Genomic DNA, 23212 nt, shown 5'->3' with positions numbered 1-23212 from the left:
AAAGCTTAATGTAGAATATTATTAAAAATTTATGAGATTGCTTTTTTGGTTTTTTTTCTTCTTCCCCACCAAACTAAAAATCCTGTTACGGGTAAAGATGCACAGATCAAACTTACAATGAAAGCAATAATTTTGGTTGGCAATCCTAAAATCGATCCAACGTGAATGTCGTAATTCGCTCCTACTGTTTTCTCACCAAAATTTTTATCTTTCATATCATGCGTATGAAGTAATTCTCCGGAGTTTTCATCGAAAATCAGACTGCTGCTTTTATGGTAAGAATAGGAGAGGTGTTTTACAAAAACTTCAAAATTTGGATGCTCATGATCATCCATGTGAGGATGCCCTAAATCGATTGCGAAACCGAAAGAATCAGGATATTTTTCTTTTACGGTATTGCTGATTTTATCTAAAGTGCCCTCAGTTCTCAACTCTGTAGGAGCTTTTGTTTTAATAGATGAGAAATCAGGATAGACTGTACTTCCTCCAGAAAAGATAAAATAAAACGCCGCCTGAACAACAAAAAATGCGTAGAACAAACCGGTAAGAGAAAATATTAAAGCAAATATTGATGCATAAAATCCTAGGACGTTATGAAGGTCGTAATTTTTTCTTTTCCAGCTTTTTACATTTTGCCATTTGAATGAGAAACGTTGTTTTCTGGCAGCTTTATTTTTTGGCCACCACAAAATAATCCCTGAAATAAGCATGATCACAAAGATAATCACCGGAATGCCGACAACATAAGTTCCCCATTCCTGCTTCAGTAAATAACTCCAGTGGATCATTTTTACAATCTGAAAAAAACCATTTTTCTCGTCATAAGTTTCTAGAACTTTTCCGTTGTATGGATTGACGTAAGCAACTTTGTAGATAGGAAATTCTTCAAAATAATTCCATGCTTTAGGATTGTGCTCATACCAATAGAACTGGTACGACATTTTTTTATCAATCGGGATGTTAACCCAATGTACAGGATATTTTTCTTTGACCTGTGCAACAACCGATTTTTCTAGGACCCTGATTGGAAGTATTTCTTTTTGATCGATATTTTGCTCATTGTGATTGATAACATCTTTGCGGGTGAAGTTTTCCACTTCATCTTTAAATACATAGAGAGCACCGGTAATTGAGATAATGAATATCAAAAATCCGATTCCCAATCCGAACCATAAGTGCAGTTTCCCAGTCCATTTTTTGAATGGGCTCGGTTTCCTTTTAGGGTGATGTTTTTTCTTCATGAATTTCTAAAGTTGTGCAAATATAAGATTTTCCGTTTTTATTTAGATTAATTACAATTAACGAATCGGATTGTTTTTAATCAAAAAAAATCTGCCAAACTACTCTTGCAGTTTGGCAGATGGTTTTTATTTGTATTCTTGTTAGAATTTATAAGCAATTGTTCCTAAGAAGTTTGCTAATTTTTGCGGATTGGCTGTGGAATATCCTGTCCAATAATGTTCATTCGTGAAGTTATCAACTTTTACTCCGATTCTGAATTTCTTGGCATCGTAAAATGCATTGGCATTCAAAACGAAATATTTTGGTAAAATGAAATCACCTGTTACATTATTATCACTTGCATAATTTCCTCCAAATCCGAATCCAAGACCTTTTACTTTTCCATCAATAAATTGATAAGCAAGATTGAAATTAGCGTTCCAGAAAGAACCCGCTGTTGTTGGTCTTAAATCTGTTGATTCATCCACTGTATCGTTGTAAGCTAAACCTCCGACCAACGAGAAACCTTTAACAAGATAAGCGTTAACTTCTAACTCAAAACCTTTACTAAGTGTAGAAGCGGTTTGTTGTTGCACTGAAGAAAAATTTGCAGTGTATTCACCGGTATATAGCAATTGATTTTTCACTTTAATGTTGTAGTAAGAAACTGTTGCGTTGAATCTATTTTTGAATAAACTCGCTTTGAAACCACCTTCAAACTGATTTCCTCTCTCAGGATCTGATAAAGTTGTATTTCCTGCTACATCAGAGGTATAGTATCCGTTAGACTTGAAAGAGTTTTGATAATTTCCGAAAACTGAGAATTTATCTTTCACGATTTCGTAAACAAGTCCGGCTTTTGGTGAAAATGCAGATTGGTTGAATGCTTTCTCTGTATTTGGTCCAGACATTCCGCCTAGATAATCGTTGTTTTCATAACGAAGTCCTGCCATAATGTGCAAGTTTGCAATCGGAGTAAATAAGTTGGAAATATATCCTGAATAAGTATTCAAATCTCTCAAATAATCCCAAGTTGAAAAATTTGCAGAACTTGCGTAAAGTGCAGATAATGCATTAGCATTCATTCCAGAATAATCTGCACCTGAAGCTGCTACAGTATCAAAATTAGAGTTCAAATACTTGTATTTCAATCTTTCTGTTGTTCTCATATAATCAAAACCAACAACCGTTTTGTTTTTCATTCCATTGGAGAAATCATAATTGAAGTTGAAGTTTTGTTGAACTTGGAACCAAGATTTTTTACTGTCGTTTGTAGATTGGTCTGCTCTTGTAACTAAATATGAAGAAGATGCATTATCATAACCAATCGAAAAATAAGGGTTGTAACCGTCAGAATAAGAATCTGAATTATTAATGTAAGTATTTGACGTGATATTATTGTTGATTTTCCACTTCACGTTTCCGAAAATATTGGAATTTCTTGCCGTCATATACAAATCATTTCCTGTGTAAGATTCTTTATAATCTAAACCAGCAGCTTTTTCCAAATCTTTCATATTGGTAATTTGGTTCAAAGATTTCGGAGAAAGATAGAAGAAATAAGGATTTGCTGTTACTCGGTTGCTGAATAATTCATAATCAACATTCAGCTGAACTTTGTCGGAAACATTCCAAGTCAAACTCGGAGCGAATGTTGTATACTGGTTTTTCGCATCTGGTTTCGTGAAATTTCCTTCATTTGTATAAGCTGTATTTATACGGAAAAGTAAGTCTTTTGTAATTGGTGCGTTAACATCCGCAGTTGCTCTGTAAGTATTGTAACTTCCGGCAGAAGCTGAGACTGCACCAAAGAAATTTTGTTGAGGTTTTTTAGTCACTCTGTTAATAAGACCACCATAAGAAGCTACTGTACTTCCGTAAAGTGTTCCTACAGGACCTTTTAAGAATTCCAGAGTTTCTACATTTATCGCATCAATTGTAGAAGTAACGGGAGCAACCATACCATTTCTTGTAGAAGCTTGAGAAGGGAAGCCTCTCAAGACAAAAAATGAACCACCATCTCCGGCTCTTCCGGTTGGATTCCACATTTTCTGTAAGCCTGTTACATTTCGGTAAGCATCATCCACAGTGAAAATATTCTGATTTTCCAAGATTCCTCTATCTATAGAAGAATAAACTTGTGGATTTTCGATAAAGCTTATCGGCATTTTGTTGGAGGATTCGGTATCGAGTTTTTTCACCATCTTATTGATGATTACTTCTTCTATATTTTTTGAGTTGGCAGAATCTTTTTCTTGTGCAAAAGCAAAAGTGGTTGACAACAATGAAGCGCAAATAATTAGCTTATTCATGTAGAGTAATTTTTTGCAAATATATTGTTTTTAATTATTCTAAATAAAATGCTAAAATTGACATTTGTCATGTTATTGCCAAAGTACTATTTAATGAATAACAAAAAAACCGCTTCAAAAGAAGCGGTTTTTATCATATCTGTAATATTTCTTATGCAGGAATTTCTCCTCTGTATAAAAATGAAATAATTTCTTTATTCATTTTGTCTACCATTTCGCTAAACAAGTGGAAAGATTCCTGCTTGTAGATTACCAATGGATCTTTCTGTTCGTAAACAGCTCCTTGAGAAGATTTTCTTAAATCATCCATTTCACGAAGGTGAAGCTTCCAGTTCTCATCAATGATTGATAATGTGATATTCTTCTCGAAATCATTGATCAAACTGTCACAGTTGGTGTCGTGAGCTTCTTTCAGATCAGTAACGATTGTTAAAGTCTTCACTCCGTCTGTGAAAGGAACCTGAATCATTTTAAACATTGAACCTTGGTTCTGATAAACATTCTCAATAATAGGGAATGATTTTTCTTTAAGAAGATTCAGCTTCATATCATAGTCAGCCTGCGCTGCTTTGAAAAGAAGATCTGTAAGTTCAGGAATTTGTTTAGATTTAAAATCATTTTCAGAAACCGGAGATTCCATGGTGAAGTTTTTAATGACTTCAAATTCAAAATCTTTAAAGTTTCCATTAGCTTTACCTTTTGTTACGATAGAGTTGGCAACATCAAAAATCATGTTAGTAATATCGTACTTCAAGTGATCTCCGAACAATGCGTTCTTTCTTCTCTTGTAGATTACGTCACGCTGTTTATTCATTACATCATCGTACTCAAGAAGTCTCTTTCTTGTTCCGAAGTTATTTTCTTCCACTTTTTTCTGAGCTCTTTCGATCGATTTAGAAATCATAGAATGCTGAATCACTTCACCATCTTTATGACCCATTCTGTCCATCATTTTAGCAATTCTTTCAGAACCGAATAAACGCATCAAATTGTCTTCCAAAGAAACATAGAACTGCGAACTTCCAGGATCTCCCTGTCTTCCTGCTCTACCTCTCAACTGTCTGTCAACACGTCTTGAATCGTGTCTTTCTGTTCCGATGATTGCTAAACCACCAGATTCTTTCACTTCTTTTGAAAGTTTAATATCGGTACCACGACCCGCCATGTTGGTTGCAATGGTTACAACTCCTGGTTGACCTGCCCCAGCAACGATTTCTGCTTCTTTCTTGTGAAGCTTAGCATTCAATACTTGGTGCTGAATTTTTCGTAACTGAAGTGCTTTTGAAAGCAATTGTGAAATCTCAACAGAAGTCGTACCCACCAATACAGGTCTTCCGGCAGATGTTAAATTTTCAATTTCTTCAATTACAGCGTTATATTTTTCTCTGTTGGTTTTGAAAACCAAATCCTGTCTGTCATGTCTCTGAATCGGACGGTTGGTAGGAATTACCACAACGTCTAATTTGTAAATCTGCCAAAGTTCTCCAGCCTCAGTTTCTGCAGTACCCGTCATCCCCGCAAGTTTGTTGTACATACGGAAGTAGTTCTGAAGAGTAACGGTAGCAAAAGTCTGTGTAGCTGCTTCGATTTTTACGCTTTCTTTAGCTTCAATTGCCTGATGAAGACCGTCTGAGTAACGTCTTCCTTCCATGATACGACCTGTCTGTTCATCAACGATTTTTACTTCGCCATCAATGACAACATATTCATCATCTTTTTCGAATAATGTGTATGCTTTCAATAGTTGACTCATTGTATGAACACGCTCAGATTTTTCAGCAAAGTCAGAGAACAGTTTTTCTTTAGCTTCAAATTCTTCTTCTTTAGATAAATTTTTAGCCTCTACTTCAGCAATTTCAGTCCCGATATCAGGAAGTACGAAGAAATTGTTGTCTGAATTTCCTTGAGACATATATTCAACACCCTTATCCGTCAAATCAACCTGATTGTTTTTCTCTTCGATAACGAAATATAAATCTTTATCAACGATTGGCATATCACGATTGTTATCCTGCATATACTGAGCTTCTACTTTCTGTAACAATGCTCTGTTTCCGCTTTCAGATAAGAACTTGATTAACTGTCTGTTTTTTGGTAAACCTCTGTAAGCCTGAAGTAATTTAAATCCGCCTTCTTTAGTATTTCCGGCAGCGATTAATTTTTTAGCTTCATTAAAGATTCCAGAAACTGTTTTTTTCTGAACTTCAACAATTCTGTCGATAGAAGGTTTTAGAACATCAAATTCCTGTCTGTCTCCCTGAGGAACCGGACCTGAAATAATCAATGGCGTTCTTGCATCATCCACCAATACAGAGTCAACCTCATCCACAATGGCAAAGTTTAATTCTCTTTGTACCAATTCTGTAGGTGAAGCCACCATGTTATCTCTCAAATAATCGAAACCAAATTCATTATTGGTTCCGTATGTAATGTCTGAGTTGTATGCTTTTCTTCTTCCGTCTGAATTCGGTTGGTGATTATCAATACAGTCGATAGACATTCCGTGGAATTGGTACAATGGTCCCATCCACGCCGAGTCACGTTTTGCCAAATAATCGTTCACCGTTACTACGTGTACCCCTCTTTCAGGAAGTGCGTTCAGGTAAATTGGAAGTGTACCTACCAAAGTTTTACCTTCACCGGTTGCCATTTCGGCAATCTTACCGCTGTGTAGAATGACACCACCAATAAACTGAGTGTCGTAATGCACCATGTCCCATAAAATAGGAGTTCCGGCTGCATTCCATGAGTTTTTCCAAACTGCTTCATTACCCTGGATTTCAACGAAATCTTTAGTTGCAGCAAGTTCTCTGTCCCAGTCTGTAGCCGTTACACGGATTTCTCCGTTTTGAGCCCATCTTTTTGACGTTTCTTTGATCAACGCAAAAGCTTCCGGAAGAACCTGTAACAGAACTTTTTCTTCAATCTCGTAAGAATCTTTTTTCAAAGCTTCTATCTTAGAGAACAGAGCTTCTTTCTCATCAACATTTTTTGAGTTTTTGATCTGCTCTTTGATTTGTTCTATCTGAGTTGTAATAGCATTGGTCGCTTCTTTAATTTTAGATTTAAATTCAGCGGTCTTTTCTCTCAAACCGTCATCAGATAATTCTCCGATGTTTGGTTCAACAGCTTTGATTTTGGTTACAACTTTTTTTACTTCCTTAAGGTCCTGCGCTTTCTTGTCTCCCAAAAACCCTTTAAGAACTTTATTTAAAAAACTCATAGAATTTGTTTTAAGCTCAAAACCTCAGGTTTCAAGCATATTAAAATTACACTCGATGGTGTATGTTATTATTGAAAAAGCTTTAAGCGTGTTGCCTAAAGCCTAATGCTTTTATTAGTATTCGTCCTCGTTCCAAAGATAATCTTCGTCGGTAGGATAGTCGCTCCAGATTTCATCAATAGCGTCATATACTTCACCTTCGTCTTCAATAGCCTGAAGGTTTTCTACAACTTCCATTGGTGCACCAGTTCTGATTGCGTAGTCGATCAATTCTGCTTTTGTCATCGGCCAAGGTGCGTCGCTTAAGTATGAAGCTAATTCTAATGTCCAGTACATAATTTATTATTTTTTGCAAAAGTATAAAAATAGGTTATATTATAAACTTTTTTTATGACTTGATTTTCAATTCTTTTATTAAATTTCGTCTATGATTACTGCAAATGCTTTTGTAAGCGTGATTGCGGTAGATTGATGTCATTTTCTCAAAAACCATTCCACAAATTTTTTTGTGCCATTTTGGAAGTTTGTAGTTGGTTTGTAACCGATTAAATTTCGGGCTTTTGTAATGTCTGCATTGGTTTTCTGCACGTCTCCCTGCTGTAGTGGCAGTATTTTTTTTGTGGCAATTTTGTCAAGATTTTTTTCAATAACTGACAACATTTCAGAAAGATTAATGACTTCGCTTTCGCCGAGATTTATAATTTCATAAATCTTTGAATTATTTTCTAAATAGTGAATTGATTTTAAAATTCCATCAATGATGTCGTCGATATAGGTATAGTCTCTTGCGGTCTTTCCGTCACCGTAGAAAGGAATTTCTTTGTTTTCTGAAATAAGCTTTGTGAATTTATGTATTGCTAAATCAGGTCTTTGTCTCGGTCCGTAAACAGTAAAGAATCTCAACTGAATCATGTCAATATCATAAAGGCTATGATACACATGACCTAAAATTTCGCCACACTTTTTTGTCGCTGCATAAGGTGAAATTGGCTGATCGACATTATCTGATTCTGAAAAAGGAATTTTTTCGTTATTTCCATAAACACTTGATGACGATGCGCAAACGAATTTTTTAATTCCAAACTGATTACAGAGTTCCCAAAGGTTCATCGTTCCGCGTACATTTACTTCTTCATATTCTAAAGGTCTTTCGATTGATGGTCGTACTCCGGCAAGTGCTGCTAAATGAATAATTAGATCAATCTGATGACTTTTAAATATTTTTTCTAAACCTTCTTTATCTCTTATATCCTGATAATATAAAATGTAACGTCCTGATTTTGAGAGAGAAATCAAATTTTTGATATCGTTTTGCTTATCGGAAAATTTAAAGTCAATATTTTTTTCAATTGATTCTAAAGTATTTTTAATTTTCACCTGATAATCGTAGAAATCATCAAAATTGTCAATGTTTATGACAGAATGTCCTTCTTTTAATAATTTTTCAACTAGGTGAGAACCAATAAATCCGCTTCCTCCGGTTACAAGATATGTCATCAATGTTTTTTTAGTAATGCAAAAGTATTAATTTATGTTTTGAAATCGCTATGAATCACAATTACAACAGCGATTAAAATTTTTCTCGCAGCATTATGTGTTAAAACCAAAAGTTGATTATCAGATGAAAATATTATTTGATTACATTTACTTCACAAAAGTAATACAATCATAACATGCAGTTTCAGGGACAAATTTTAAAAATGACAAGTTTTAATGATCAGCCGATACAATATTATCTGAATCTTTCGGGAGATTTAATTCATATGAACGAATTGTTGGGTAAGGAATTAAGCATTAAACATACAGGTTTTCAATGTGTAAATTGTGGATTAGATAAAACAATTTACAGAATGGGTTTCTGCAAAAGCTGTTTTTTTGAGAGTCCGTATGCAAGTGATACGATTATCCGTCCGGAGCTTTCTACCGCTCATTTGGGAGTTGGTGAAAGAGATTTAGAAGTAGAAAAACAAATCCAATTGCAGCCGCATACCGTATATCTAGCTTATACCGGAGATGTAAAAGTGGGAGTGACGAGAAATACGCAAATTCCCACGCGATGGATTGATCAGGGCGCAACATTTGCTTTACCGATTGCACGAACTGAAAATCGCTATGAAGCCGGGATGATAGAAGTTGCCCTAAAAGAACATCTTGCCGACAAAACCAACTGGAGAAAAATGCTGCAGGATGATTTTGAAGATGAGGTAGATTTGGCAGATTTCCAGCAGAAAATAAAGGAATATTTCCCTGAAGATTTCCAGAAATTTTATTCTGAAGGCGAAAATATGTGGAAGTTTGATTATCCTTTTTCAAAACCGGAAAAAGTAACTTCTTTTACGCTCGACAAAAAACCTGAATTTACAGGAAAACTTGTTGGAATTAAAGGACAATATTTGGGATTTGATGGTGGAAATTTTATGAATGTAAGAGGACATGAAGGATACGTAATTGAGATGAATGTAAAGAACTAATTCAAATATAATTTATGAAAAAAGCCTGGGTGAAAAAGCTCTTAATAGGTCTTGGAATTTTTTTCGGACTTATTCTGATTGCGAACTTTGCGATCAATATCTGGCTCAAAACCCAGCTTCCTGATTATATTAAAAAAAATACCGATTATCAGGTTTCCTACAAATCTTTGGGTGTAGATTTGGGAACCGGAAATATTTTTGCGACAGGAATTACCGTCAATAATAAAAATCCGCAGAACGTCAATATAATGGGTTTTCAGGGAACGATTGACACCTTAAAGGTAAGTCGTTTTGGAATTTACGATGCTATTTTTAATAAGACAATCAGTTCAAGTGATTTGCTTTTGGTGAAACCTAATCTCAATATTGTTTTAGCAAAACCTAAAGATAAAAAAACGGATAAGAAGACAAATCCGATCAGTTTTGAAAATATCAGAATCAGTAACGGAACCATTCAGGTTTTTAAATATACCAAACAAAAATTATTAAGTGTAAATGATTTAGATCTGATTGTAGAAAATCTTCAGTTGAACGAAGAAACTGTGGAAAACAAACTTCCTGTGACATTTGATCAATACAGCATTAAAGGAAAAGATATTTTCTTTCAGCCGGATGATATTTATAATTTAAAAATTGCAAAAATCACTACTGCAAACGGACAGGTTTCAATCGATCAATTTCAGCTTGCTCCGATTATTGAGTTTGAAGATTTTAAAAAATCATACCCAAAGAAAAAGCAACTGATTTCGGCATCTATTCAGAAAATTGATTTTACAGATGTTGTTTTAAAGGATAATAAAGTTTCTTTGAGTAATGCAACTTTTCAGAATCCCAATATTTTAATTTATACTACCAATGCAATTCCTGATGCAGTAAAAAAGCCGGTCAATTTTGAATTAAATTTAGATGATTTTAGATTAAATAATGCTGTTATTCAGGTCAACAAAGCAAATGGAAATAAAATGCTTTTTGCTAAAGATGTTAATTTAAATATTAAAAATATTGAATTCAGCAAAGAGATTTCTGCAGAAATGATTCCTTTGAGATATAAGGATTTCAATTTTTCAGGGAAAGATATTCAGTTTTCCAATCATCAGGACATGAAGTTTGGAAGTGTTGTTTTGAGTCCGAAAAAAGGTGATATTAGAAATATTTCAGTTATTCCGAATCATTCAGGTTCTGGAAAAACGACAATGAATCTTAAGGCCAGTCAAATAGCTTTTAACATTAATAAATGGGAAATCGTTGACAAAAAACTCAATCTTGATGTAAAAGACGTTTTGGTAAATCAGGTTGACGGAACAATTACAGCAGGAACCATTAAATCTAATAAAAAGTCAGATTTCAACGGAATTCAGTTTCCAATTTTAGTAAGAAACGTTACTTTAAAGAATTCAAATTTAACTTATGATTCAAAAAATCAGCCGTTACAATTCAAAGATCTTAATGCAACAATAAAAGATATTGAACTGACAGAGAAACCAAAGAGCGGAGGTTTGGCTGTAAAAGTGAAAGATTATAATCTGACAGCCAAGAATTTTGCCTACAAAACAAAGTTTTACAACATGACAGTGGGAGCTTTAGCATTTGATAAAAATAAAATAAAACTTGAAAAGTTTGACATGAAACCTCTTGTTTCAAGAGCTCAGTTTATCAGAATGATTCCTGTTGAAAGCGATTTGTATGACCTGAAAGCAAATCAGGTAACTGCAGTTGGAAATTGGGACTTGTTTTCAGAGAATAAATTTTTACACGCAACTAATATGACAATTTCGTCTGCCAATGCCAATATTTTCAGAAGTAAAATTCCGGCAGATGATCCGAAGGAAAAGTTATTGTATTCCAGATTATTGAGAACGATCAAAATTCCGATGTTTATTGATTTGCTTCAGCTGAAAAACTCGGTTTTAGAATATGAAGAAGATACACCAAAAAGCAGCGGACCGGGAAAACTGACGTTTACCAATTTTAATATGAATGTAAAAAACCTGAATTCTGCAAAGATGAAGGGAAGACCAACGCAGGTTGATATAAAAATCGATTGTACTTTCATGAAAACGTCTCTTCTGTCTGTCAATTGGGGATTTAATACGGCAGATCAAAGCGACCGTTTTTCGATTGCAGGAAAACTCAACAATATTCCGGCAGTAGCTTTGAATGCTTTTGTGGTTCCGTATATGAGTGTTACAGCGACGGGAACAATTCAGGAAATGTTATTTGATTTTAAAGGAAATCCAAAAGGAATTGGCGGAACTTTTAAAATAAAACATAAAGATCTTAAAGTCTCAATTTTAGATAAAGAAAGCAAAGAAAAGAAAGGAGTTTTGAGTGCTGTAGTTAATATTTTCGTTAAATCTGATTCAGGGAAATTTCCGGAGTCTGTTGTAGTGGAAGATGTTGAAAGAGATCCTACAAAATCATTCTTTAATCTTTTCTGGAAAGGAATTGAAGACGGTCTGAAGAAAACGCTGATCGGAATCAATGTCGATAAAGCTAAAAAGACTGTCGAAAAAACCAAGGAATCGGTAAAAGAAGTAAAAAGTACAGTAAAGGAGGTGAAATCTTCTGTAAAAGAAGCTGAAAAAGATATTTCAAAGGCCGTTTCAACTCCAAAAAAGGAAACCGAAAAGCCAAAAGAAAAGAAAGGTTTACTTAAGAAAATTTTTTATAAAAAAGAAAAAACCGAAACTCAGTAGTTTCGGTTTTTATATTGTTGCGAAGGCTTAATTTAAAAATTATATTCGTCGCTTTCATTTACAGGAATATCTCTAAGGAAAGTATCAAATTCATGACCGGGATAGTTGCTGTCTGCTCCGTAAGAATCGATGATGATACCTTTGTTTCCTGAGTTGTCTTCCAATACATAAAGAACAGCGCTGTCGTCCGGATTGCTGTCTCCTTCAAATCGGTATGTTTTTAAAATTGTCAGTTCATCAGGTTTGTAATTTTTGTCAGAATCTTCATACTTCATTTCACAAGCTTCGTTCATTCTGAATTCTCTGTGAATACCTCTTTCTCTCAGCCTTTCCATTACCTGGCTCAAAGTGGTCATTCTGTCAATGTTATTCGGATTTTCCATAATATTATTTTTTTGATTTGTTTCGTACAGAATTACTACAATTTTCAAACCACAATTTATCTTGACAAAGATATTTAGAGGCGGAAAATGAAGCTGACATTAACAAAATTTATCATTATACGAATAAAAAAAGGTACACTATTTGCTTAATCTATTTACAAAATTGTACTAAATTATGAAAAAAGAAGTAGGAGTTTTACTGGCAGGAGGAGTAGGTCTTTTGGCAGTGCTTAGCTTTTTAAGCGTAAAAAAAATATTAAGTAAAAAACATAAAAAGTATAGCGATTATTATTCTGATCATCACAGACATTTTGATAAAAAATATGACGACGATGATCATGGGATAGAATATTATGCTTTCAAATAATAAGAAGTAGCAAGAGAAATAAATTTTAAAAAAGACCGACATCATATATTTGATGCCGGATTTTTTTTTGTGGAAAACTTTAGTGTTAAAACTCATTATTTTCAAAACAAAGCGTTATAATTTTACAAAAGAAATGCAGAACGAAAATATCATAAAAGGTCAGGGAGCTCAGCGAAATGTCATCAACCGTTTCGACAGATTCACCTTTGAGCCTGAAGATGAAGATTTTGAAACTGTAAAAACCACTTTCACAGAAGTTTTCCCGAAAACCATTGTCAATCAGGTAAAAAGTGAAGATTTGCCGATGGAATATTCCATGAATCCTTATCAGGGTTGTGAGCACGGATGTTCTTATTGTTTCGCAAGACCCACCCACGAATATTGGGGATACAGTGCGGGAATTGACTTTGAAAGAAAAATCATGGTCAAGAAAAATGCTCCGGAATTACTGGAGAAATTCTTCAGAAAAAGAGGTTACAAGCCTCAACCGATTTTACTCTCTGGCAACACCGACTGTTATCAACCTGCCGAAAGGCAATTTGAAATTACAAGAAAGTTGTTACAAGTCTGTCTCGATTACAGACATCCTGTCAATGTTCTGACAAAAAATGCGATGGTGTTGAGAGATCTGGATATTTTAAAACCAATGGCAGAGCAGAATTTAGTTTCTGTCTCATTAAGTATTCCTACAATCAATAAAGACTTACGCAGAAAAATGGAACCAAGAACAAGCTCGTCAAAAAATAAATTGAAAGCAGTAGAAATTCTTTCTGAAAATGGAATACCCGTAAATGTTATGGTTGCCCCGATTATTCCCGGATTGAACAGCGATGAACCTTTAAGTATTTTAAAAGCTATTTTCTGAAGTCGGAGCTCAGAGTTTTGGATATACTTTGGTTAGGTTAAACGATACTGTTGAACCGGTTTTTGTAAAATGGATTGAGTCAAATTTCCCGGACAGAGCACAGAAAGTTTTAAATTTAATCAAATCAATGCGCGGCGGAAAGTTGGGTGAAAAAAGATATTTTGAAAGACAGAAAGGCGAAGGGAATATTGCAGAAATGATTCATAATACATTTAAAATCGGTAGAAAGAAATATTTTGACGGAAAAGAATTTCCTAAACTTTCTAAAGATGGCTTTACGGGAGCCAGAGAACAGCAGTTGAGATTGTTTTGAAATAAAAAAAACCGTTCCCCAAAAGAAACGGTTTCTGATCATTGCTGATTATTTTTTAAATAGAATCATCCGGACATTTAAAATCTTTACTGCAAGTTGCACAAATGACAACACCGTTACAGTAATACATGCAAAAGTCAGGTTCTGGAGATCCTTTGATTCCACCTGCTCCTGAGATTGATTTTAATTGGTCTTTGCTCAATTTTTTTAGATTTTTCATAACGTTTTGTTTTAAAATTTGATGGTCTTGTAAAGATAATTAAAATTTGGTTATGTTTTATTTTTGTTGAAAAAAATAATAAACAGGTTTTTGCTAAATATCAATGATCCCTAAACTAATTGATTTTTTCACCAATCCAGCAATATTATTTACCTGTAGTTTGTTAAAAATGTTTTTTCGGTGCGTCTCTACCGTATGTTTACTGATGAAGAGTTTTTCGGATATTTCATCGGTTGTACAACCTTTACATATAAAATTGATGATCTCTTTTTCTCTTTTGCTTACGATACTTTTATTAAATTCATATTTTTTATCTGTCTTAAAATCTTTATGAAAAACTTTCTCGTTATTCAATACAATTTTTTTGATGCTTTCAATCAGTATTTCAGAGTTTGTATCTTTTAGCAAATAACCATCGACATCGGAAGCAGATATCATATTAGAATAAGAACTCATCACCATGATTTTTATAGTTGGGTAAATTTGCCTTACCATTTTGGAGAGCTCAATACCATTGATTTCCGGCATTGAAATATCGGTTATCAATAAGTCGGGTTTTTGAAGCTTTAAGCTCTTTAATAAATCGGAATAGTTGCTGAAGGCATATATTACTTCAAACTCATCATCCTGTTCCAAAAGCATCGTAAGACCTTTCAAAAAAATAAGATGATCGTCTATGATAGCAATCTTTATTGTGTTCTTCATAATTTTAGCTCAATAACTATTGATGTGCCTTTATTTAAATCTGACTGAATATTGATCTCGCCCGATATTGTCTGCAATCTTTCCTGAATATTATTTAGGCCAACTCCTTTTTTGTCAATGCTGAATCCTATTCCGTTATCGGTGATGATGATATTAATCTCATTCAGGTGTCTGTTGATGGATAATTCTACTTCAGTTGCTTTTGCGTGTTTAGAAATATTACTCAGCAATTCCTGTAAAATTCTGTAGATGTTGATTTTGTTTATTTCGCTTAAATCATCAACTGCATCTTCGGGATAAATATGAACCTCAAAATTGAATTCATTCCTTTTTTGGTAATTTAATTCCAAATCTAATAAAAGATCTTTAAGGTTTTTGTCTTTAAGATTATTGAGACTCAGATTATGCGAAATTTGCCTTATTTCCTGAAATACATCAGAAAGATTATCCTGAATTTTTTCCAGATTTTTATTATTAAGATCCAAATTTTCTTTAGCTAATAAAAGTTTTATTCCTGCCAAATCTCCGGCAACACCATCGTGAAGGTCCTTTGCAATTCTGTTTCTCTCAAAATCCTGACCTTTTATTACTGCACTCATTTCATTGAGCTTTTGGTTCTGTATTAATTTTTCTTTTTCCTGATGATAATTTATGTTTTCCTGATGCCTCAGTCTTTTCTGAAACTGTGACTTTTTATAAACAAAATACAAAAATCCAATTAAAATTAAAATGAATAAAAGAGAACTGATCAACACTAATTTGCTTTTTTTCTCCTGAAATTCTTTCTGCTGATTGAGTAATTTTATTTGACTGTTTTTTTTATCAACTTCATATTTGGTAATGATTTCGTTGATGTTTTTGGCTTTTTCTACACTGAAAATACTGTCATTGAGCTTGTGATAAATTTTCTGGTATTGATAAGCTTTTTTATAATCACCGTTGTTTTCGAGCGCTGAATGAAGATCATCCATCAAAGAAATTTTATAATCTAAAGGAATAGAAGAATTTTGGACAATTTTTTCAGCTTTGAAATAATAATCTACAGCATTAGAATATTGACCTTTTTTGTAATAATAACCGCCAAAGTTATAGTAGTATAAAAAATATAAATTTGAATCCCCAATTTCGTCAATCAGTTTTTTCGCATTTTTCAGGTGAATTATAGTTTTGTTATAGTCTTTATATTCATTAGCACTCATATAAAGCACTGATAAATTTATATGAACATCATACTGCCATCTTTTATTATCAAGTTTTTTCGCGGTAGAAAGAGCGGTATTAAAATATTGCAATGCTAAACCGGGATTTTTCTTTCGCAAAATTAATCCCAGATTATTACAGCTTCCGAATTGTTCGGGAATTAATTTCTTTTCTTTTGTAAAAAGGTAATCTTCTTCAAAATACTTTATCGCTTGAGTGGTGTCGTTTTGAGATAAAAAAAGATTTCCTAAATTTTTTAAAGCAAAACTCTTCTCATTAAGTTCATTTTTCTCTGATATTTTTAATGATTTTAAGAATAATTGTATTGCAACTGGATAATTACTCTCGTTATTTTTAATCAGCCCCAATTGATTGTAAGCTAAAGCGAGTGTTTGAAAGTTTTTAGATTTGACAGCAATTGGGATAGACGTGGAAATATATTTTTGAGCTTTTTGTATATCTCCTTTTTTATAATAACAGTAACCTAATCCATAAAATCCTTTTGACAGGTAAAAATTATCGCCTTTATGTTCACTTATAATTTTGATTTTGTTTATATAATAGAAAGAAGAATCTAAATTCTCGCTTAAATTACTTCTGTACTTTGTCAGCATTTTTTCAATCTCAGGATCTTTCTTCTGACCCATGAAAAAAATACTGCTAAACACGCAGAACAATATAAAATATTTCATCATAGAAGTAAATATACCATATTTATGGTATAGCGTGCAATATGTATTTACAATACTTTTGTTAAGTAAAACAATATAATTATGCTAAAAACTTTAATATTTTTTTTATTTGGATGCTCATTATATTTTGCGCAGACTAGTGGAGTGTCAACATTAGAGGGTGACGGTACCAAAGTCAAAAGTTCTAGTGGAGAAGGAAGTGGGTCGGGGAATAATTTGCCAAACTTACTTGTAGTACGAGATGGAAATAATTTGAGAATCTCTCTTACACGCTCAGACGCGAGATTTAACAGTTATTCGTTGTATAGCGGATCTGGTGTGACTATTTGTGAAGATCAGCAAATTCGTCCGACAAATTCTTACTTGATTGATATCTCAAATCTGAGACCAGGGATTCATTATATTTCTGTAGATGTTATTACGCCAACCAATATAAATATATCAGAATCATTTATTAAACCATAACAAATAATAATTATTATTAAAAAGCAGTTGGGCATAATTTCTCGTCTTATTGCTAAAGAAAAAAACACAAATGTTTCTATATTGATTTATCAAAGTAAAGATTTACATCCCAATAAATTTTAACTTCAAAATCATCAAAGCGTAATCCGAAAAGCTTTAAAAAGAGTAGGAAAAATCAAAACAAACTATTTTATGAAAAATCTAAAAAAAATCTCAAAAGAAAATTTGAAATCTATCAGTGGTGGATGGTATGACTGTAGTGGTCCTTATCCTCCGACAGCATGTAAATGCAAAAGAGGAGAGCAGTTTTGTGATGGAAAATGCATACCGAACAATCAAATGTGCTAATGTCAAATAAAATAATTATGACAAATCTAAAGAAAATTTCAAAAGAAGAGCAAAAAGCTATTTTTGGAGGTATGGTACCTTCTTGTTGTATAACTTGGAATCCTAGAACTAGAGTTTGCAGCTCTTGGGATTACAGTTGCTTAGGTCAATAAGTAACTATATGCACTAAAATTACTTTAGTGCATATTTTTAAAAATAATTATTAATTAAAATTTAAAAAAATCACTATGAAAAATTTAAAAAAATTATCAAGAGAAGATTTAAAGTCATTTAATGGAGGAATGATGCAATGCTCATCAAGAGGTTGTTGTAGTTATGTCAGAAATCCACACCTTGCTCCACCGTGTTGCAATAGAATAATTCCTCTTTGCCCTGTAACTAATCCAGTTTAATCAAATGTTATTAGATTGATTTAGCGGTAGCGGTGTTCTTATGATTTAAGTCCAGTCTAAAGTGAGAAAAAGATACACTTGGGCTTGGTATTTTAATTGTTTATAAGCTTTTAAAGTAGATTTTTTTTTTGTTTAGAAGATTTAAATTGTTTTTAAAATCTTAATCAAACAATTCTAAAACTAATGTATTAAAAAACCCTTCCAGCGTTTTAAATGCTGGAAGGGTTGCAATTATTACAAATTAAATTTATTTCTCAGCTTTCAAAGCTGTATTCTCTTCTTTTAAATTTTCAATTTCCTTCTTAAGAATTGAAATATAATCCTGAAGGTTTTCTACAATAGAATTTGGAATGTTATAATTATGAATATAGCTTCCAGACCGATCATGTAAAGTCGAATTATCATTGTGAACAATACCTGAATGTTTTTCTTCTTTTATTTCTTCAACAGGAACATCTAAAGCATTAGCAATTTTTTGCCATTCTTCATCATGAATTCTTGTTTCACCCCGTTCTTTGCGAGAGTAATTATAAATATTTGTTTTTTGTAAGTGTACAGTATAAGAAATAAATATTTTATCGCTGATCAGCAAAAATCCAATGTCAGGGATTGTATGCAAAAGAATATTTACTAAATTTAAATTAACAAAATGAAAAATTTAAAAAAAATTTCAAGAAGAGAACTAAAAAACTTAGTTGGTGGGAAAAAAAATCTGGGTATTGAAGAAGGCTTGGGTGATGGGGAAGCAGTTGAAAAAACTTATCAATGTTGTCTTACTCTGTATAATTGCGGATCATGTAGTATTGGAAGCAATTGTCCATCAGGTTATTTTTTACGAAGCTGTTTTTAAAATCAACTAAAATAATTTAGGCTGTTGAATAATTATTTAACAGCTTTTGTTTTAAATAAAAAAATATAATGAATACTTTTAAAATCATCATTCTTATTTTCACATCAATTAATATTTTTGGTCAAAACAAACAGTTTCTCTACGAATACAAATTTATTCCTGATTCTACAAACGTGAAAAATATAGAGAAAGAAATAATGGTTTTGAATATTAATAAAGATAAATCAGAATTTTATAGTTTTGAAAAATACAAATCGGACTCAACCTTGAATGCAGATTTTGAAAAAGGAGTTTTTTCCATGCCCCCTAACATAAAAATGAATAGGGATAGAGTCGTTAGAAATATTAATACTCAAAAAGTTGAATATATTACAATTGTTCCAGATTATAGATATTCGGTTAGTCAGAGTATAGATTTAAAATGGAATGTACTTGCGGAGTTTGATAATATTTTGGGGTACAATGTGCAAAAAGCAACCACAGAGTTTGGAGGCAGAAGGTGGATTGCGTGGTTTGCAAAAGAGATCCCGATAAAAAGTGGTCCGTATAAATTTTTTGGACTTCCGGGATTGATTCTTAAAATAGAAGACACTCACAAAAACCACATTTTTGAACTTAAAGGAATAAAAGCCACAAAAGGAGATTTTATTTATCCTTATGTGAATAATTTTAAAGATATGAAAATAACGTATCCAAAATATGTGAAAATTTATAAGAATTTTCGAAAAGATCCGATGGCAGGTTCGGTTGGGGCTTTTCCAGACCAAACGGATGCGAATGGTGTTTTTCATTCGGGAGAAGAAGTTTTTCGTCTATTTGAAAAACAAGCACTTGAAGAGTTGAAAAAAGATAATAATATTATCGAACTTGAATTACTTAAAAATTAATTATTATCTTCATAATAATTAATAAACACCAAATCAACATATGAATTTCGATCAACTCATAAACTATACGTACAATAATAATTTATTTTAGTGCAATTTTAGTTCAATTGTTTTCTTGTGAAAACTTCACTTTATTAATTTTAAGTACGATTCAACAAAATAACATGATCATGTTATTTTGTTTCCTTTTCACAATCAATAAATTTGTTTTCTTTAAAAAATAGCAAAATTTAAAATAATTAGTAAATTTCAGCTCAAATAATAACACCTATCACTACATGAATTTCGACAAACTCATAGACCATTTTAAGCTCGACAAACAGGAATTTTATTTTCAGTTCAATTCTCATCCCAATTACCCTTCAGCATTGGCTTTCAGCGATACTCTCAATTTTTTGGGATTAAAAAATGATGCCTACGAATTAGACAAAGAATATTGGGACGAATTGCCGGAAGAATACATGGCTTTGGTTGATAATTCGTTTTCTTTAGTCAAAAAGAAAGGAAACGATTTTACAATTTATTCAGATAAAATAAAAACGCTGAATAAGGAAGAGCTTTACAAAAATTCCGGAGATTTCGTACTTCTTTTTGAAAAAACTGAAAATGTAAAAACAAAATCTTTTTTCAACTTTAGACCCATAATTTACTTAGTTTTTGCGATTATTATTCTTTATTCGTTTCTCCAGTTTACCTGGTACGAAAGTGTTTTCAACTTATTGTCATTGGTTGGAGTTTACATATCGTTAGAGCTTTTTAATCAGAAATTTGGTCAGGAATCTGCTGTTGTTAGTAATATTTGCGGTGGTGCTGCCAATAGTTCTTCTCAAAGTTCATGTTCAAAGATTTTTTCTTCCGATAAAACAGATGTTTTAGGACTGAAACTTTCAGATTTTAGCTTAATTTATTTCTTGGGAATTACGTTTGTCGGGCTTGTTCTTCCGCAGTCACAGGTTATTTTGCGTATTACTTCAATGATTTCGGTTCTGGTGATTCTTTACTCATTTTATGTTCAGGCTTTTGTAGAAAAATCGTTATGTAGAGTATGTCTGGTGATTATTTTTGTTTTGCTGGGTCAGATCGCATTAAGTTCTTTCTATTTTAGTTGGGAAATAAATATGCCTGTTATCTTTACGAGTGTCATATTATTTATTTCTCTATTTTTTACGGTTGCTTTTTTAAACAATCTGATGAATCAAAAGGAAGAACTCAAAAAATCTAACTCAAAAAATTTAAGATTTAAAAGAAATTATGATCTGTTCAAAAGAGAACTTACCGATAATGAAAAAATTGAGTTTTCTGATCAACAGACATTTTTCGTAGGAAACATAGATGCAAAACTTCATATTTCTGTTGTTTCTAATCCCTACTGTGGATTTTGTAAGGACGCTCATAAGATTGTAGAAGATTTATTATTGCAATATCCTGATGAAATTTCTGCACAGATGAGGTTCAACTATTCAAATGAAAGAGCTGATGAAAAATATACTCGGCTTATTTCAGATTTTTTGAGCATTTATAACAACAAATCACAAAAAGAATTTTTAAATTCTGTAGATATTTGGTTTAAAAATAAAGATGAGAGTGAAATTAGGAGAAAATCGGGAACAGAAAATCCGCAAGATCTTGCCAATATTATTCAGATGACTGCAGAAAATAGTTCAGCCGGACTTAATTTTACACCGGTCTTTATCATCAATGGTTATCAGTTTCCGGATAAATATGACCGTGAAGATATTAACTATTTTATCAGCGAATTAATTGAGGATGAAGATTTTCCTGCGTAATAATTTTCATTTAATTAAATTTTATTAATTTTAAATTGATTAAAAGCGAATTCCGAAAAGCTTAAAAAAGAGTAGGAAATTACCAAATTCAATTTTTATGAAAAATTTAAAAAAAATCAACCGACAGGAAATGAAAACGATTCAGGGAGGTCTTACCTGCAAAGGTGGACAACTTTGCCTGATCGACGGAAAATGGAAATGCATGCCTTACGACGGATGCGGTGGTGGAAACCAGCCATAATAATCATCAAACAAACTAAATTACAGTATTATGAAAAATTTAAAAAAAGTATCAAGAAGTCAAATGAAAGACATTAATGGTGGAGCTGCAGGTTGCTCTCAAGCATGTTGCCCACCTCCGGGAATAAAAAGATGTCCTAATGTTATTTGTATTATTGCATGTCCCGTAGAATCTTAAAAAATTAATCTTATGAAAAATTTGAAAAAATTAGCAAGAAACGAAATGAAAGACATCTTGGGATCAGGACCGATAATCGGCTGCTCAACTGCTTGCTGTCCTACTGACGGCAGACCAAGATGTCCGAAAATCTACTGTCCGGCAGTTGTTTGTCCGCAGTATGTATAGAAGATTTTAGTAATGATTCATTGTAAAATCTAAACTACTAAAAAAAGAAAGAGACTGAATACAGTCTCTTTCTTAATAATAATATGCTAAATTTTTGTTCTAAAATTTTAATTTTACTCTTTCAATAGTTGTAACTCTTCTTTTAAGTTAATTGTATTTTGTTCAATGTGTTCTTCATAAATTTCTTCAATTTCAACATCCAAAAGTTTTGTAATTCTTTGCCATTCCAGGTCAGTTATTTTTATCATGTCATTTTCCTTTTTGATATTAGATTTTGCTTATTTTGATAAATCATCTCTATTCATTAATTGAGATGTTTAATTATCAAGCTTTTTCATGGAGGTTGTAAAATGCTAATGATTTATAATACCTTACTAGATAATCATAAATAATCATCTCAAACAATCTTTGATTAGAAACAAAAAGTCTATTGATGTTCATATGGAATATACTTTGAAAAAAACTTTGTAAAGCAACTTCCAGAGATTGCTTTTGAGAACGCTGAAGAACCTGTTTTAATACAGTGTCACATTCTTCGATATGAAGAATAATGGCATTTCTTTCATCCGAAAACTCATCCGAATACATGAAGTTCATCAACTTCGGTTTAAACGCTCTATATTTTTTATCTAACTGACTGTTGAGATTTTTATTGGCATTAAATTCTTCTTTAAAACAATCATTAAAATTTTTAATCCAGACGAGCTTTTCCTGAATATCAAGATTAAGATTATTCAATATTTCATTAATATAAAAAATACTGAATATCAACTTATCTTCATCATCGTATGGCAAACACAGCAAGGTAAATTCGCTATTTTTATGAAATAACGTTTCGGCGTCTTCTATGGTGCTTTGCCCGTAACGCTCAATTTCTTTGCTATAAGTTTCAGCTAAAATATTTGAAATTTCTCCATTATTTGTAAACTCTTGAAGCTCGTTTGTAATTTTATTTAGAACTGTTAAATAATCTTTAGATTGATTTAAAAAAAATCTTATTCTCAAATGCGGTTTTGGATCATGATAGCGAATGAAAAACCATTTGGAGATATAGTTATTTTCCTGAAAATATTCTGCTAAGGATTGTATAGCTTCTTCCAAAATAATATCTGCAGTTGTAATTCCTGCATAAACTTTCAGATAAAGCCATTCATCTCCTGGTATAAATTTTCTTTTGTTCGTCATTTATCTTTATTCTTTTGTACTTTTATCTGAGCCGGGACTACTAA

At 32.5% G+C, this 23212-nt stretch carries 25 protein-coding genes and 1 pseudogene; 14 read left to right on the top strand and 12 right to left on the bottom strand.

Annotated elements, in window-relative coordinates; translation table 11 throughout:
* Window positions 1-29 precede the first annotated feature (29 nt).
* The 5 genes from NZ698_RS09505 to NZ698_RS09485 all read right to left on the bottom strand — a co-directional run bounded on the left by NZ698_RS09505 (window position 30) and on the right by NZ698_RS09485 (window position 8253).
* Window positions 30-1241 (bottom strand): PepSY-associated TM helix domain-containing protein, encoded by a 1212-nt coding sequence (locus tag NZ698_RS09505; RefSeq protein ID WP_263002874.1) that lies wholly within the window; start codon window positions 1239-1241, stop codon window positions 30-32.
* Between the two features lie 141 nt (window positions 1242-1382).
* Entirely contained in the window at window positions 1383-3533 is a 2151-nt protein-coding gene (locus NZ698_RS09500; protein WP_263002873.1) for a TonB-dependent siderophore receptor, read from the bottom strand.
* A gap of 151 nt (window positions 3534-3684) precedes the next feature.
* Window positions 3685-6756, bottom strand: coding sequence for a preprotein translocase subunit SecA (gene secA, locus NZ698_RS09495; protein ID WP_263002872.1), 3072 nt, complete (start codon window positions 6754-6756; stop codon window positions 3685-3687).
* Window positions 6757-6870: 114 nt separating this feature from the next.
* On the bottom strand, window positions 6871-7092 hold the full coding sequence (locus tag NZ698_RS09490) for a DUF2795 domain-containing protein (RefSeq protein WP_034709134.1): 222 nt from the start codon (window positions 7090-7092) through the stop codon (window positions 6871-6873).
* 138 nt (window positions 7093-7230) lie between these two features.
* Window positions 7231-8253, bottom strand: a complete 1023-nt coding sequence (locus NZ698_RS09485; protein WP_263002871.1) for a GDP-mannose 4,6-dehydratase — start codon at window positions 8251-8253, stop codon at window positions 7231-7233.
* Window positions 8254-8429: 176 nt separating this feature from the next.
* Between NZ698_RS09485 and NZ698_RS09480 the strand changes: the two genes are divergently transcribed.
* Window positions 8430-9227 carry a DUF2797 domain-containing protein gene (locus tag NZ698_RS09480; RefSeq protein WP_263002870.1) on the top strand — a complete coding sequence of 266 codons (798 nt, stop codon included), beginning with the start codon at window positions 8430-8432 and terminating at the stop codon, window positions 9225-9227.
* 14 nt (window positions 9228-9241) lie between these two features.
* The gene (locus NZ698_RS09475) at window positions 9242-11923 is read left to right on the top strand and encodes an AsmA family protein (RefSeq protein WP_263002869.1); all 2682 of its coding nucleotides are present in this window, start codon (window positions 9242-9244) and stop codon (window positions 11921-11923) included.
* Window positions 11924-11955: 32 nt separating this feature from the next.
* Here NZ698_RS09475 and NZ698_RS09470 read toward each other — a convergent pair whose 3' ends face one another.
* Complete coding sequence (locus NZ698_RS09470) at window positions 11956-12306, bottom strand: hypothetical protein (RefSeq protein WP_263002868.1); 351 nt, start codon at window positions 12304-12306, stop codon at window positions 11956-11958.
* A 175-nt stretch (window positions 12307-12481) separates the two neighbouring features.
* Here NZ698_RS09470 and NZ698_RS09465 point away from each other — a divergent pair, with 175 nt between their 5' ends.
* Complete coding sequence (locus NZ698_RS09465) at window positions 12482-12673, top strand: hypothetical protein (protein WP_263002867.1); 192 nt, start codon at window positions 12482-12484, stop codon at window positions 12671-12673.
* A 133-nt stretch (window positions 12674-12806) separates the two neighbouring features.
* Window positions 12807-13851, top strand: a pseudogene (locus tag NZ698_RS09460) (PA0069 family radical SAM protein).
* A 55-nt stretch (window positions 13852-13906) separates the two neighbouring features.
* On the opposite strand, the gene NZ698_RS09455 reads toward NZ698_RS09460, so the two are convergent.
* The 3 genes from NZ698_RS09455 to NZ698_RS09445 form a co-directional block, all read right to left on the bottom strand.
* Complete coding sequence (locus NZ698_RS09455) at window positions 13907-14071, bottom strand: bacteriocin-like protein (RefSeq protein ID WP_263002866.1); 165 nt, start codon at window positions 14069-14071, stop codon at window positions 13907-13909.
* Between the two features lie 93 nt (window positions 14072-14164).
* Entirely contained in the window at window positions 14165-14776 is a 612-nt protein-coding gene (locus NZ698_RS09450) for a response regulator transcription factor (protein ID WP_263002865.1), read from the bottom strand.
* Window positions 14773-16623 carry a tetratricopeptide repeat-containing sensor histidine kinase gene (locus tag NZ698_RS09445; protein WP_263002864.1) on the bottom strand — a complete coding sequence of 617 codons (1851 nt, stop codon included), beginning with the start codon at window positions 16621-16623 and terminating at the stop codon, window positions 14773-14775. The genes NZ698_RS09450 and NZ698_RS09445 overlap by 4 nt, the downstream gene beginning before the upstream one ends.
* Before the next feature lie 189 nt (window positions 16624-16812).
* Between NZ698_RS09445 and NZ698_RS09440 the strand changes: the two genes are divergently transcribed.
* The 4 genes from NZ698_RS09440 to NZ698_RS19550 all read left to right on the top strand — a co-directional run bounded on the left by NZ698_RS09440 (window position 16813) and on the right by NZ698_RS19550 (window position 17873).
* Window positions 16813-17133: a hypothetical protein gene (locus NZ698_RS09440; RefSeq protein ID WP_263002863.1), complete on the top strand. Its 321-nt coding sequence runs from the start codon at window positions 16813-16815 to the stop codon at window positions 17131-17133.
* 192 nt (window positions 17134-17325) lie between these two features.
* Window positions 17326-17481 carry a bacteriocin-like protein gene (locus NZ698_RS19560; RefSeq protein ID WP_438265562.1) on the top strand — a complete coding sequence of 52 codons (156 nt, stop codon included), beginning with the start codon at window positions 17326-17328 and terminating at the stop codon, window positions 17479-17481.
* On the top strand, window positions 17454-17633 hold the full coding sequence (locus NZ698_RS19555; RefSeq protein ID WP_438265561.1) for a bacteriocin-like protein: 180 nt from the start codon (window positions 17454-17456) through the stop codon (window positions 17631-17633). Before NZ698_RS19560 ends, NZ698_RS19555 begins: the two co-directional genes overlap by 28 nt.
* Before the next feature lie 75 nt (window positions 17634-17708).
* Entirely contained in the window at window positions 17709-17873 is a 165-nt protein-coding gene (locus NZ698_RS19550) for a bacteriocin-like protein (protein ID WP_438265560.1), read from the top strand.
* A gap of 247 nt (window positions 17874-18120) precedes the next feature.
* Here NZ698_RS19550 and NZ698_RS09435 read toward each other — a convergent pair whose 3' ends face one another.
* Window positions 18121-18492 carry a helix-turn-helix domain-containing protein gene (locus NZ698_RS09435; RefSeq protein ID WP_263002862.1) on the bottom strand — a complete coding sequence of 124 codons (372 nt, stop codon included), beginning with the start codon at window positions 18490-18492 and terminating at the stop codon, window positions 18121-18123.
* Window positions 18493-18522: 30 nt separating this feature from the next.
* Here NZ698_RS09435 and NZ698_RS09430 point away from each other — a divergent pair, with 30 nt between their 5' ends.
* The 6 genes from NZ698_RS09430 to NZ698_RS09405 all read left to right on the top strand — a co-directional run bounded on the left by NZ698_RS09430 (window position 18523) and on the right by NZ698_RS09405 (window position 21983).
* Window positions 18523-18723, top strand: a complete 201-nt coding sequence (locus NZ698_RS09430) for a bacteriocin-like protein (RefSeq protein ID WP_263002861.1) — start codon at window positions 18523-18525, stop codon at window positions 18721-18723.
* Between the two features lie 68 nt (window positions 18724-18791).
* Window positions 18792-19610 (top strand): GLPGLI family protein, encoded by an 819-nt coding sequence (locus NZ698_RS09425; RefSeq protein ID WP_263002860.1) that lies wholly within the window; start codon window positions 18792-18794, stop codon window positions 19608-19610.
* Between the two features lie 278 nt (window positions 19611-19888).
* A complete protein-coding gene (locus tag NZ698_RS09420) occupies window positions 19889-21397 on the top strand; it encodes a vitamin K epoxide reductase family protein (RefSeq protein WP_263002859.1) in 1509 nt (502 codons plus the stop codon).
* Between the two features lie 97 nt (window positions 21398-21494).
* The gene (locus NZ698_RS09415) at window positions 21495-21638 is read left to right on the top strand and encodes a bacteriocin-like protein (RefSeq protein WP_263002858.1); all 144 of its coding nucleotides are present in this window, start codon (window positions 21495-21497) and stop codon (window positions 21636-21638) included.
* Window positions 21639-21668: 30 nt separating this feature from the next.
* Complete coding sequence (locus tag NZ698_RS09410; RefSeq protein ID WP_263002857.1) at window positions 21669-21815, top strand: bacteriocin-like protein; 147 nt, start codon at window positions 21669-21671, stop codon at window positions 21813-21815.
* A gap of 12 nt (window positions 21816-21827) precedes the next feature.
* Window positions 21828-21983, top strand: coding sequence for a bacteriocin-like protein (locus tag NZ698_RS09405; RefSeq protein ID WP_263002856.1), 156 nt, complete (start codon window positions 21828-21830; stop codon window positions 21981-21983).
* A 113-nt stretch (window positions 21984-22096) separates the two neighbouring features.
* Here NZ698_RS09405 and NZ698_RS09400 read toward each other — a convergent pair whose 3' ends face one another.
* Both NZ698_RS09400 and NZ698_RS09395 read right to left on the bottom strand, forming a co-directional pair.
* On the bottom strand, window positions 22097-22231 hold the full coding sequence (locus NZ698_RS09400) for a hypothetical protein (protein ID WP_263002855.1): 135 nt from the start codon (window positions 22229-22231) through the stop codon (window positions 22097-22099).
* 76 nt (window positions 22232-22307) lie between these two features.
* Window positions 22308-23168: a thiopeptide-type bacteriocin biosynthesis protein gene (locus NZ698_RS09395; protein WP_263002854.1), complete on the bottom strand. Its 861-nt coding sequence runs from the start codon at window positions 23166-23168 to the stop codon at window positions 22308-22310.
* Between the last annotated feature and the right edge of the window lie 44 nt (window positions 23169-23212).

It is taken from the genome of Chryseobacterium edaphi (assembly GCF_025628985.1).
Taxonomy (GTDB): Bacteria; Bacteroidota; Bacteroidia; order Flavobacteriales; family Weeksellaceae; genus Chryseobacterium; species Chryseobacterium edaphi.
Note: the sequence above shows the minus strand (reverse complement) of the source record. Positions and strands in the feature narration are given on the sequence as shown.